Origin of the sequence: Halomonas icarae, assembly GCF_009901955.1 — a bacterium.
Classification (GTDB): domain Bacteria; phylum Pseudomonadota; class Gammaproteobacteria; order Pseudomonadales; family Halomonadaceae; genus Halomonas; species Halomonas icarae.
Map to the genome: position 1 here is coordinate 953,871 of NZ_WUTS01000001.1, position 12,405 is coordinate 966,275.

At 66.0% G+C, this 12,405-nt stretch carries 9 protein-coding genes; 7 read left to right on the forward strand and 2 right to left on the reverse strand.

Annotated features, from left to right (window positions below):
• Window positions 1-432 precede the first annotated feature (432 nt).
• The 7 genes from GRB80_RS04415 to GRB80_RS04445 all read left to right on the forward strand — a co-directional run bounded on the left by GRB80_RS04415 (window position 433) and on the right by GRB80_RS04445 (window position 10,453).
• Window positions 433-4,110 (forward strand): ATP-binding protein, encoded by a 3,678-nt coding sequence (locus GRB80_RS04415; protein WP_161422669.1) that lies wholly within the window; start codon window positions 433-435, stop codon window positions 4,108-4,110.
• Between the two features lie 71 nt (window positions 4,111-4,181).
• Entirely contained in the window at window positions 4,182-4,808 is a 627-nt protein-coding gene (locus GRB80_RS04420; protein ID WP_132041258.1) for a condensin complex protein MksE, read from the forward strand.
• Window positions 4,805-6,043 (forward strand): hypothetical protein, encoded by a 1,239-nt coding sequence (locus GRB80_RS04425; protein ID WP_161422670.1) that lies wholly within the window; start codon window positions 4,805-4,807, stop codon window positions 6,041-6,043. Before GRB80_RS04420 ends, GRB80_RS04425 begins: the two co-directional genes overlap by 4 nt.
• Before the next feature lie 102 nt (window positions 6,044-6,145).
• The gene (locus GRB80_RS04430) at window positions 6,146-7,045 is read left to right on the forward strand and encodes a DUF7281 domain-containing protein (protein WP_161422671.1); all 900 of its coding nucleotides are present in this window, start codon (window positions 6,146-6,148) and stop codon (window positions 7,043-7,045) included.
• Window positions 7,046-7,118: 73 nt separating this feature from the next.
• Entirely contained in the window at window positions 7,119-8,552 is a 1,434-nt protein-coding gene (locus GRB80_RS04435; protein WP_309663543.1) for a DNA recombination protein RmuC, read from the forward strand.
• 72 nt (window positions 8,553-8,624) lie between these two features.
• Window positions 8,625-9,866, forward strand: coding sequence for a DUF4236 domain-containing protein (locus GRB80_RS04440; protein WP_161422672.1), 1,242 nt, complete (start codon window positions 8,625-8,627; stop codon window positions 9,864-9,866).
• A gap of 125 nt (window positions 9,867-9,991) precedes the next feature.
• Window positions 9,992-10,453, forward strand: coding sequence for a hypothetical protein (locus GRB80_RS04445; protein WP_161422673.1), 462 nt, complete (start codon window positions 9,992-9,994; stop codon window positions 10,451-10,453).
• A gap of 31 nt (window positions 10,454-10,484) precedes the next feature.
• On the opposite strand, the gene GRB80_RS04450 is transcribed toward GRB80_RS04445, so the two are convergent.
• The gene (locus tag GRB80_RS04450; RefSeq protein ID WP_161422674.1) at window positions 10,485-11,885 is read right to left on the reverse strand and encodes an amidase; all 1,401 of its coding nucleotides are present in this window, start codon (window positions 11,883-11,885) and stop codon (window positions 10,485-10,487) included.
• A 203-nt stretch (window positions 11,886-12,088) separates the two neighbouring features.
• Window positions 12,089-12,346, reverse strand: a complete 258-nt coding sequence (locus GRB80_RS04455; RefSeq protein ID WP_161422675.1) for a hypothetical protein — start codon at window positions 12,344-12,346, stop codon at window positions 12,089-12,091.
• Window positions 12,347-12,405 lie beyond the last annotated feature (59 nt).

The window sequence follows — 12,405 nt, forward strand, 5'->3', positions numbered from 1 at the left end:
CCAAGGCGGCAACTTTCTCTGTAACAGTGTATGTCAGCGTGTAAAAAGTTTATGGAAATGCTTCCCAAGGATTGAAAACCCTGCGGTGATGCGTTTTATTAAACGAACAAACAACTAGGAGAGTAACGATGTCACTGCCCATTCACATCCCGGAAATCCTGGACCATCTGTTGCGTCAGGCCGAAGCCATCAAGGCGTCTCAGGAGGCGATCAGCGCCTATCTCAATTGAGCGTTCCTCGGCCAGGGACGGCCAATGTTCGCGACTCTTTCCCTACCTTCTTACCCCGCCTCCCTTTCAGTATCCCGCTGCTCCCGGCTCGGCAAGGAATTCTGACGACAGCGTCCAATTGAGATGAGGTTGCGCCTCCGGCACTATGTGGCCTCACCGGCGACGGGTCGGTGATCGGTTTGCCAACGACCAGGGACGCGACATGGGCCAGCTGCTACGCATCGTGATGATCCACGGCCACCTCGAGGGAGTGGTCGAGCTCAGTGTGGATGGCCACACCAATATCTGCGGTACCAATGCCTCGGGCAAGACCACTCTCCAGCGGCTGGTGCCGGTGTTCTACGGTGAGCTGCCCAATCGGGTGGTGCCGCGTACACGCCTCAAGTTCGATGCCTTCTATCTACCCCATCGCAACAGCTACCTCGTGTATGAGTACCGTCGCGAGGAGGGGGATCTCTGCCAGGCGGTGTTGACCCGCCGTGCCGAGGGCGGGGTCGAGTACCGCTTCGTGGGCGATGCCTACCGGCCCGAGGATTATCTGGTGCAGAGCGACGCCGGCGTGGTGGCGCTGGACTATGCCCAGTGGAGCAATGGCCTGCGCCGCCGAGGGGTATCGGTCTCGCCCAAGCTGGGGGCCACCTCCGAGTATCGTGCGGTGATCCAGAATGACTTCACCCAGACCGGCAGCCAGCCCCGAGGCAACAGCAAGGAGGGGCTGCGCCTGCGCCAGACCGCCGCTCGCTTCAGCCTGGTGCGGCCCGGTCAGCGCATCCGCCATATCGAGAAGCTGGTCTCGGCGGTGCACGCCAAGGAGGGCAAGATGGACACCCTCAAGACCATGCTGGCGGCGATCTTCGAGGAGGATGGCGTCGAGCTGCCGGTGACCCGTATCCGCAACACCAAGGCCCGTGAGTGGATCTCGCGCATGCGCCAGTCCATGCGCCTGGAGCCCCTGCAGCGCTCACTGGGTGAGCTGGAGCGCCTGGATCGCGAGATCGCCGATCTGGAGGCCTCGCTCTGGCAGCTCAAGCCCCAGCTGGAGGCCGATCGTCACCGCGCCGAGCGCGAGCAGGCCGAGCGTGAGGCCGAGATTCAGCAGCGACAGCGTGATTTCCAGGCCCGCGAGACGGCCTACCGCGAGCAGCGCGATGCCGACAACGACCGCGCCAGCGAGCTGCACAGCGAACTGGAGCAGACCCGCGGCGTGCTCGATGACCTGCAGCGCCAGTATGAGGCCTTCGAGGCGGCCGATATGCCGAGCCTGGAGCAGGATCTCAAGGCGCTGCCCCAGTGGCGTGAGCAGCAGCAACAGCTACGCGATCATCTGGAGGTGATGCAGCAGGCGGTCAAGGAGAGCAAGGCCAAGCTGGAGGCACGCCTGGTGGAGCTGGGTGACCTCCTCGAGGCGCGACGCGATGAACTTCAGGGCCTGATCGATGCCCTGGGGGAGGAGAAGGAGGCCTGTCGCGACCAGCAGAGCGAGGCCGAAGGACGCCTGGATGCCGACTATCAGGCCCGCCGCCAGGCGCTGGACGACGACTACCGCGCCCGTCTGGCGCAGATCACCGAGCGTCTTGCCGAGCTCAAGGCGGGCCTTGCGCACACCGCCCAGAGCCCCGAGGAGGCCCGCGAGGCGGAGCAGGCCCAGGCCCGGGTCGACCAGGCCCAGAGCGAGCAGGCATCTGCCGCGGCGGCCATGGAGCAGCTGCGTGGCGAGCTCGATGGGCGCAAGCAGGAGCGCGACGCGGCCGAGCACGTGCTGGAGAGGACCCGTGCCCGGCGCACCCGCGCCGAGGCGCACCTCGCGGCGCTGCATCTGCAGCGCGACCCCACCCAGGGCAGCCTGCGCCACTTCCTGCGCCACCACCGGCCGGGCTGGGAGCAGACCCTGGGCAAGGTGGTGGCGCCCGAGCTGCTGGAGCGGCGCGACCTCGCCCCGCAGTTCAACGACAGGGCGAGCGACGACCTCTTTGGCCTGACACTGGATCTGGCCGCCATCGAACCGCCCGACTATGCCCAGGACGAGGCCGAGCTTCAGGCCGCCATCTCCGCCGCCGAGGCGGCGCTGGGCGAAGCCCAGGAGGATGAGAAGGCGGCCGAGAAGTCACTGCGGGCCAGCCATCAACGGGTGCAGGAGGTCGATGCCCGCCTGGAGCGCGCCCGTACCACGCGGCGCCGCGCCGCCGAAGAGGTGGATTACGCCCTGCAGGCGCGTAGCCAGTGCCAGCAGCGCCATGCCGCCGCCCAGCAGGCGCGCCAGGCCGCCAGCCGTGAATCGCTGGCCGAGCAGGAGGCCGCCCATCAGGCCCTGCGTGAGGAGCAGCGCCAGGCCCTGGAATCGCTGGCCGACGGCCACCGTGCCCAGCGCCTCGAGCTTACCGCCGATTTTCAGGCGCGGCTGGCCGGCTTCGATCAGCAGATCCAGCAGCACCGCCGTCAGCTCACCGAGCATAGGGAGGAGCACCGCCGTCAGCGGGAGGAGCTCGAAGCGGCCTATGACCGCGAACTGGCGGAGCAGGGGGTCGATCCGGTCAGCGTGCGCGAGACCCGTGCGCGCATGGATGCCCTGGCCAGTCGCATTCGTGATACCGAGGGACGCCGCGAGGAGCTCGATGCCTATGCCCGCTTCATGCGCGTGGAGTGGGGCGAGCGCAAGCCGCGGCTGGTGGAGAAGGAGGCTGAGCTCTCCCGCGAGTGCGATGCCCTCGAGCGTCGGCGTCATCAGCACCGCGCCGACTTCCACGCCGCCCGCGACGAGCACCGCGCGACGGTGAATGAGCTCACGGCCCGCCGTGATGCGGCCAGCAGGCTGGTGGAGACCCTCGCTCCGCTGCTCGACAAGCTCGAGTCCCTGGCCCTGGTGGCGGCCCCCGAGCCCCTCGGCGAGGTGCCCGGGGATACCGAGGAGCGCATCGAGCGCCTGCGTCAGGGGCTTACCGATCATGCCCGCGAGCTCGAGGCCCTGCGCCGCGGCTGCGAGAAGCTGGAGTCCGAGCTGATCAAGGGGGCCAGCACCGACTTCCAGGATACCCTGGAGGCCGAGCGGGCCCGGCTCGATGGCGAGAGTCCGCGCCGCCTGCTGCCGGTGATCGCCGGCATGCTGCAGCTTCTCGAGGGCCAACAGCAGCAGCTGCTGCAGGAGGGGCGCAACCTCTCCGATGACCTCGACAAGTTCTTTACCGTGTTCAGCGACCTCAACCGGCGTATCAGTGCCCAGAGCCGGCGCCTGTCGGATGAGGTGGCCGACGATCTCAAGCTCGAGGGCATCGGCCGCGCCGAGGTGAAGATCCAGTCCACCATCGACGAGCTGGGCTTCTGGGAACCGCTCAAGCGATTCTCCCAGCACTACCGCGAGTGGCGCGACTCCGGCCAGCCGCTTCCCGGTGACGACTATCTCGACAGTCTGGCCGATGTGGTCGAACTGTTGCGCAGTGACCAGCAGTACAGCTTCGAGAGCCTGCTGCGCCTGGAATTGCATCTCAACGAGGGCGGTACCGACCTGGTGATCCGCAATGATCGTCAGCTGCTGGAGTCCTCCAGCCACGGCATGGCCTATCTGATCCTGTGCAAGTTCCTGCTCGCCTTTACCCGGCTGCTGCGTGGGCCGGCAGAGATCGCCATCCACTGGCCGATCGACGAGATCGGTACCCTTGCCTACCACAACGTCGAGAAGCTGTTCGATGCCTGCGACAACAACCATATTCATATCGTCGGCGCCTTCCCCAACCCGGAGTCGGACGTGCTGCTGCTGTTCCATAATCGTTATCTGATCGACCGTGACGAGGCCGAGCCCGCCAAGCGGCGGCTCAAGCGTATCGAGCCCCGCCTGAGCCGTCTGGCACAGCGCCTGCAGGCACGCGCCGAGGAGGTGGCATCATGAGCCAGGAGGTGAACTCCCAAGCGGAAAGCGACGAGGCGATGATGTCGGCGCACGCCAGCCTCGAGCGCTCCCTGGTGGCGCTGGGGCCACTGGTCGAGCGGCTGCTGGCCGGCGAGTTCCTGTGTGCGGTCAGCGACGAAAGCGCCTTTCGTCACCTGCAGGACGAGCGGACCCGCGAGCGGATCGATGCCTATCTGCGCCCGCTCAACCGGCGGCTGGCCACCAATGATGAGGGCAGCGTCTACTTCCTGGCCTGGCGGACCCTCGATGAAGGGGCCCGGGAACAGCTCTCCCGACAGCTGGCGGATACCGTCAACAGCCTGCTCCCGCTGCTGGAGTGGCTGCAACTGGTGCAGGAGGCGTTGGGGCGCGATGGCCCGGCCGCCCCGGGTGACGTGCTCAAGCCCGCCGACTTCAGCTCCCGCTGCGAGGATCACCAGGGGCTGCGCGAGCGCCTCGAGCGCCTGGCGGGCGATCCCTTCTTCGGCTCCCAGAGCGACCAGCTCGATGCCCAGCTCAAGCAGGTTTTCAAGCGGCTCAGGGAGCACGGCTATCTGCTGCAACCCCATCCCGATCGTCAGTACTACCTGGTCACCGCCAAGATCGACTACCTCATCGATCTGGTGCGCTTCATTCGCGACGAGGAGAACCTGCCGGTGGATGACCAGGCGCCCAGTGGTCAGGAGAGCCTGCTGTGAGTGATGCCCCTTCCCATGATCTGGAGAGCCGCCTGATCACCACCGGGGTCGAGCGGCTGGCGCTGCTCGGCAAGCATGCCGAGGCGCTGATGGCGGGCTACGCCCGGGACGAGGTGCCGCTGGAGGGGCTCAGCACCACCGCGCTCAATCGGCTGCTGGCGGCCCGCATCCTGTGGCGCCCGGACGAGCAGGGCGGCGTCAAGCTCGCTCCCAAGGTGAGGGAGCTTATCGCCGAGATGCTGGCCGACGAGAGTCGCCGCCACGTCAACGCCGATGTGGCCGAGACCCTGGAGCTTATGCGCAGCCTGGTGCAGAGCTACCGCGAGGCCCGCGATGGCGGTGAATACTGGCGCCAGGAGCAGCAGCTGTTGCGCCTTCGCCAGGAGGTGGATGACCTCAACGGCCGCTTCGCCGATGCCATCGACAGCCTGTGGCGACGCCTCAACGGCGACTTCGGTTTCGTCAGCCGGCTGGGCGACAAGATCCGCGAGAACGAGCGGGCCCAGAAGCAGATCGTGCGGCTGCTCGATGGGCTGGCGCTGATCGACTTCGACGAGCTGATCGCGCTGGTGGGCAGCGACGGCGCCCTGCGCAAGCTGCTGTTCAGTGGCCTGCAGCAGCAGCTGACCCAGCACTACACCAGCCTGCGCGAGGTGCAGCGGCGCATGGTCGAGCTGATGGCACGCTTTCGCCAGCAGCAGTCACGCAGCCGCCTGGTGGCCGGCATGGCCGGTTTCCTGCGCGAGCACCCGGGGTTCGTGCCCGGCAACTATGCCCGGCGCGGCGAGGTGCCGGCGCTGGTCAATCGCGCCACGCCGCTGGTCGCCGCCGGCGCCGCGGCCCTGGACCACCATCCCGATAGCCGGGCGCTGACCGAGCTGCTGCACCGGCTGCCGCGCCCGGCCCAGCGTCCGGAGCCGGTGACCGCCGCCGGCGCCGCCGCGCCCCAGGAGGACGCCCTGGTCGCCGCTCGTCACCAGGCGCTCAAGGAGGAGGTGGAGCGCTTCTACCTCTCGGTGGTGGATCGCGGTGGTGAAGGCGTCAGCGCCCTGGCCTATCGGCAGGAAGGCGCGCTTGAGTGGGGCGAGGAGATCTGGCTGTTCCAGGTGATCGCCGAGTTCCAGGGCCTGCCCCGCAACGAACAGCGCGCCTTTCGCCTGAGCCAGCAGGAGAGCCAGGCCAGCCCCTACAATCATCTGCGACTGATCCACGACGTCGTCGTGCAACTGGCGTAAGTGCCGAGCCGATCGCCATGACGCTCTCCATGTCGATATTCAAACCGCTATCCAACAAACCGATATCCAGCAAACCGCTATCCAACAGGCTGCGTACCCACCATGCTGCTATCCAACCGAGCCCGTAAGCTGCTGCGCGACGCCCAGCAGGAGCTGGTCACCCGACCCGTCGTGGACAGGAAGCGCCGGCCCGTCATCAACGATATCGTCGATTGGTGCCGGGATCACGATATCGAGCTCGGGGCGCGTCTCTCCCATGACAGGCTGCGACTCGACGCCGAGCTGCTTGGCGTGATCGATGAGACCCTGATCGGCCTGGGCGAGCCTGCCCTGGGGGCCGACCTCGCTGGCCTGAGCACCACGCAGCAGGCGGCGCTTGGCAATCGCGAGGACAAGGCCATGCGCGAAAAGCCCCGGGAGCAGCGAGTGCTGGCCAGCCTGCCGGCGATGGGGGAGCGAGTCGGGCTGATCAAGCGCCAGCGCGAGGTGGTGGATATCGACTGGCGGGATATCGACCTCGACGCCTTCGAGGTGCTGGTGCAGATCGAGAACCTGGATGGCTTCTATGACTTCTCGCCGGCGATTCCCGCCCTGGAGGGCTGGTCATCGCTGCTGGTGCTCTACCGTGGCGACCGCCACTATGGCGGTGGCTTCTCACGGCTGGCCGAGGCCTGGCAAGTGAGCGGCAAGCCGCATCTCTATCTGGGGGATTTCGACGCCAAGGGGGTCGGCATCGCGCTCTCCAGTGGTGCCACGCATCTGCTGCTGCCGCCGCTGGTGGTCCTTGCCGAGCGGGCCAACCCCCAGCACTTGCCGCCAGAGCAGCAGGGCGATCAGCAACGACTGCGAGCCCATGTCGCCGGATTGCCCGACGGGCACCCGCTGGCCGACTCCCTGGCGATTCTGCTGGACGACCAGCGCGGCCTGCGCCAGCAGTGGTTTGGCGATGCCGAGCAGTGGCGGCGGGTGGCGCTGCACGATGGATTGCCATCCTCGCCGTGATGTGGCACCGATGCCTTCGAACTTTTCCTTCGAACTTCTCCTTCGAACTTCACCTTATCAGGATGACGTGCCCGTGGAACTTCTTCAGCAGCTCGATATGCGCCATGCCCTGACCGGCCTGGTAGCGCTGGTGGTCGGTGTCCTGATCACCTTCTTTCTCCAGCAGCGCCGGCTAGGCGCCGTGCGCCATCAGCGGGATGTGGCCCGCGATGCGCTTCACGCCCAGCAGCTGGAGGCCCGCGAACAGACGGTGGCGCTGCAGGTGGCCGAAGGCGAGGTGGAGACCCAGCGTGAGGCCGTCGAGGCCCGGGGACGTGAGCTCGAGCGCTTCCGCGACGCCTACTATGCGCTCAAGCAGACCCATGGCGAACTGACCACCCGGCTGGAGGAGAAGGAGGCTCACTTCGCCCGTCAGCTGGCCTGGATGGAGGAGAGCAAGCAGCAGCTCAAGGTGGAGTTCGAGAACCTCGCCAACGAGCTGCTGGAGCAGAAGGGCAGGGCCTTCACCTCGCTCTCCGAGCGCAGCCTTGAGGGGCTGCTCAAGCCGTTTCAGGAGGAGATCAAGGGCTTTCGCGACAAGGTCGAGACCCTGCACACCCAGGAGACCGCCCAGCGTGCCAGCCTCACCACCGAGCTCAAGCATCTGCAGCAGCTCAATCGTGATATCACCGACCAGGCCGCCCAGCTGACCGAAGCCCTCAAGGGGCAGAAGAAGGTGCAGGGCAACTGGGGCGAGCTGATGCTGGAAAACGTGCTGGACAGTGCGGGCCTGCGCGCAGGGGTGGACTATCAACGCGAGAAGAGTTTCACCACCGAGCAGGGCAAGCGCCGCCCGGATGCGCTGGTCTATCTACCCGAGGGGCGTCATTTGGTGATCGATGCCAAGACGTCGCTTGCCGCCTATCTGGAGTATGTCAATGCCGAGGATGAGCTGACCCGCCGGCGGGCGCTGGCCGACCACGCCAGCGCCGTGGGCGACCGCATCGAGGAGCTGGCGGACAAGCACTACTATGATCTGCCGGGACTCAACTCCCCGGAGGTGGTGATCATGTTTATCCCGGTGGAGTCGGCCTATATCGAGGCCCTGCGCCACGATGCGACCCTCTATCAGCGGGCCATCGAGCGCAACGTGCTAGTGGCTACCCCCACCACGCTGCTGACCAGCCTGAATATCGTCGGCCAGCTATGGCGCTTCGAGAATCAGAGCCGCCACAGCGCCGAGCTGGCGAGAAAGGCCGAGCGCTTTCATACCAAGCTCTCCTCCTTCCTGGAGAGCATGCAGGACGTAGGCAGGAAGCTCGACGGCGCCCGCGAGAGCTACGACAAGGCGTTGGGTCAGCTGGTCAACGGGCGTGGCAACCTGGTCAAGCAGGCCAGCGAGTTCCGCGAGCTGGGCGTGGCGGTGAAGAAGGAGCTGCCCGCCGAGGTGCTGGAGCGGGCCCGGCTGGAGGTCGGCTCCTCGGGAGCAGCCAGTCAGGTCGAACCGACAGCGGGAGAAGAGCGTTAAATGCCTCGGCCGCGCGGGACGGCTAGACTGGCGGTGAGAGCCACTGACCGACAGGGATGGTAGAGAACCGACATGGCCTTTCGTTTTCAGCGCCGTATTCGCCTGGCGCCGGGTGTTCGCCTCAACCTCGGCAAGGGGGGGCTCGGCCTTTCGGTGGGGCCACGGGGGGCCAGCCTGAGCGTGGGCCCCGCTGGTGTGCAGGGCCATGTGGGGTTGCCAGGCACCGGCCTGGCCTATCGCCAGCGCCTGGATGGTCGCGATAGCGGTGGATCAAGCGGCGGCCGCCAGCAGGCGGGGCAAGGCACCAGCCGTGGCGATGCCGCGGCGCTCGAGGCGCGATTGGCCGAGGGCGATAGTGTGCCGCTGCGGCTGGAGGTCGACGAGAGCGGTCAGCTCCACTACTTCCATGGCGATGGCACGCCCATGAGTGATGCCGAGGCACGCAGCATTCGCCGCCATGCCGAGGCGAGCCTGCGCGAGCAGCTTCAGGCCCACTGTGACCGTCTGAATGCCGAGATCGAGAGACTGGGGCGGCTGCACGAGGAGACCCCTTCGCCCGAGTCCAACGGCTATGAGGTCAGCGAGTTCGACGAGGCCCCGCCACCGCCATTTCAACCGCTGTCGCCGGTATGGTGGCATGCCCTGTGCCCGCCGGCGAGGCGTCGCCGTGAGGCGCGCAATGCCCGCCTCAAGAGCGAGTTCGATGAGCGTTATCGCGCCTGGGAGTGGCGCAAGGCCGGGCATGATGCCGCGGAGTTTTCCCGCTATCAGCGGGAGAGCGATGGGGTGTGGGATGACCCGCAGGCGATGGAGGCGACGCTGCGCGAGCGTCTCGAGGAGATCGACTGGCCCCGCGAGACGCTGGTTGACTTCGAGCTGGGCAGCGATACCGCGACCATTGCGGTGGATATCGACCTGCCCCGGGAAGAGGAGATGCCGGACCACTACTGGGCCATGCCACCCAAGCAGCTCAAGCTTTCGCCCCGCCGACTGAGCGCCACACGTCAGCGTGAGCTCTATCGTGATCACGTACATGGTATCGCCTTTCGCGTGCTGGGGGCGGTGTTTGCCCGCCTGCCCGGGGTCAAGGAGGCGCGTGTGTCGGGCTACCGCCAGACTACCGACCCGGCGACCGGCAGTGAATCTGACCAGTATCTCTATAGCGTCAAGGTGACCCGGGAGCAGTGGGAGCGTATCGCGTTCGACAACCTGGAGCAGGTCGATCCGGTGGCGGCGCTCGAGGCCTTCACCCTGCGCCGCGACATGACCAAGACCGGCATCTTTCGCGATATCGAGCCGCTGAAGCTGGTATAAGCGAAGGGCGGGCCTGAGCCCGGTCAAGATGCTGGCCTTAACGTCGCGATAAGCTGGTATCAGTTGAAAAGAACGGCGCCGAATCATCCTGCTAGCGCCCAGCCGTCCGTCTGGAGGAAGTCGTGATGAACGTCATATACCGCATCGATCGCCCCTATGAGTCCGGCCGCATCGAGGTCTACGGCGACGAGCCCTACGAGTGGCGCATTCTCGACCATGCCGGTCATGTGGTGCGCGACAGTGCCGCCGACGACAGCAGTGCCGGCGGCTACAGTGCGGCAGAGCTGGCCCTGCGTGACGCCATCGCCTTCGACGCCGACGACAATGTTGTGCCTATCTTCTTTGGCCACAGCGCCGACGCCGAGCGGGAGAATGCCGCCCAGGCCCAGCGGACCGCCGAGAGCCTGCAGGCCCTGACGGGGGCGCCGAAGAGCGCCACCAGCCAGGCGCGCCTGGACAGCCGTCATGCCACCGATGATGCCGCCCAGGACTACCTGGATGCCCGCATCGAGGCGATGGAGCGAGTCGTTGAGGAGCTGGAGGATAGCGTCGGGCGGCTGAAGACACTGGCCGAGGCGGAGGCGTAGCGTCGCTTCAGCTGCCGACGCCACAGATTCATCATGGTGTGGGCGGCTCACCAAGGATGCTGATCCCAGTACCGAGCCGCTGCTCGATGCTCTGGCCGATCGCCAGCAGTCGCGCCTCCTGATGGGGGCCCGCCATCACCTGCAAGCCCACCGGCATGCCGGCGGTATCGTTACCCACCGGCAGGGTCAGGCCGCACAGCCCCATGAAGTTGGCGATCATGGTATTGCGCAGCGCCTGCATATTGGCCCTTGCATAGGCCTCCACCGAAAGCAGGCTCTCCAGGGTGGGCGGCGTGATCGCCACGGTGGGGGTGAGCATGGCGTCTACACCAGCGATCTCCCTCTCGGCCATGCCATACAGCTTGTCGACAAGGGCGCGTCGACGCACATATTCCCAGGCGGGCATGTCGTCCACCGCCTCGACCCTGGCGGCAACATTGGGGTCCAGCGCGGCGATCGCGTCGGGAAGCTCGGTCTTGAGAAAGGCCGACAGCTCCGCCGCGGCCACCCCACCCTCCATGAACAGCCGATACGCCTCATCGGTGTTGGGCAGATCCAGGGTCACCAGGCGCGCCCCGGCGGCCTCGAGCTGGCGGATGGCCTGTTCGACGCACTCGGCAATGCCAGGGCTGCAGTCATCCCAGAAAAACGCACTGGGTACGCCAAGGGTGAGCTCGGCGAGGGCCGGCGTGGCCGGGACGCGGTCATCGCGGCCCGTCAGTGCACCATCCAGGGCATCGAAGGCAAACGCCAGGTCGTCGACGCGATGAGCCAGCAGCCCTGGGGTGTCCAGGGTCGGGGAGAGCGGCACGATCCGCTTCCCGGGCCAGCGTCCCGCGGTGGTCTTGAGGCCTGCCACCCCCGTCATGGAGGCGGGGATTCGCACCGAGCCCGCGGTATCCGTTCCGAAGGCCAGGCTTGCGGTTCCACCGACCAGCGATACCCCAGCCCCGGAGCTCGAGCCCCCGGGGATTCGGTGATTCTCAAGATCCCAAGGGTTGCGAGGCGCTCCCCAGTGGGCATTGGTTCCGAGGCCGCCGAAGGCAAACTCCACCGTATGGGTCTTGCCCATCACGCTGGGCAGCTGGGCGAGCAGGGCCCTGACCAGAGGGCCGGCCTGCTCCCACCGTGGTGGCAGCCGCTGGGACGAGCCGGCATAGGTCGGCAGCCCCGGCACCGCAAATAAATCCTTGAGTGATACGGGGATGCCCATCAGCGCGCCGGTGTCTCCCCCCTGACGAATCACTTGATCTGTGGCCCGGGCGTGGGCGAGGGCGGCCTCGCCGTTCCAGGTCATGTAGGCGTGATCATGCTGACCGCGGCTACGATGGGCCTCAAGGGAGGCCTCTGCCAGTGACGTGGCCGTGAGCTTGTTGCTGCGCAGTGCGGTATGTATCTCACGGAGCGGGAGCCTGAGGGGGGAGTCGGTCATGGCTGTATTTCCTTGTTGTCAGTCACGAATCGAGTTGTGGTTTTGGCTTCGGAGTATCTTCGGGTGATGCCACGGATATGGCGATTTCTCACACTATGAGTGGGTTTGAGTCAGACGGAGGGCCAGTAAAGTTACTGGAATAAATAACAGAAAAGCCATGCCAGGTTGGCATGGCTTTTCTTTTCAGCGCTCAATCATAACACCTAGGCAGTGACATACTCGGCGTCGACAGTATCGGTCGACTCGGTAGAGGAGGGTGCTGCATAAAGCTCTGCAGGAACACCCTCCTGTTCATAATGCTTCGGATTGATCCAGGTGGTCGTTACATGCTCCCAAGGGACATTCTCACCGGTCTGCTTTCGATGAAAGTTTGCCCCCGACTTGGAAGCCTGGCCCCAGGTGGTGGCAGGGAAGAATCCGATGGTGTCTCCATCGTGAACTACCTTGAAGATGTCCATCATTGATGCGTTGACCTCCTAAACATACCAGACCCTCAACTAGGCCACAGAATCCAGTATCA

Bases quoted from the DNA above. Each gene is read 5' to 3' on its own strand.
- GRB80_RS04415 (WP_161422669.1), top strand. From the start codon at position 433: ATGGGCCAGCTGCTACGCATCGTGATGATCCACGGCCACCTCGAGGGA.
- GRB80_RS04430 (WP_161422671.1), top strand. From the start codon at position 6,146: ATGCTGCTATCCAACCGAGCCCGTAAGCTGCTGCGCGACGCCCAGCAG.
- GRB80_RS04440 (WP_161422672.1), top strand. From the start codon at position 8,625: ATGGCCTTTCGTTTTCAGCGCCGTATTCGCCTGGCGCCGGGTGTTCGC.
- GRB80_RS04445 (WP_161422673.1), top strand. From the start codon at position 9,992: ATGAACGTCATATACCGCATCGATCGCCCCTATGAGTCCGGCCGCATC.
- GRB80_RS04450 (WP_161422674.1), bottom strand. From the start codon at position 11,885: ATGACCGACTCCCCCCTCAGGCTCCCGCTCCGTGAGATACATACCGCA.
- GRB80_RS04455 (WP_161422675.1), bottom strand. From the start codon at position 12,346: ATGATGGACATCTTCAAGGTAGTTCACGATGGAGACACCATCGGATTC.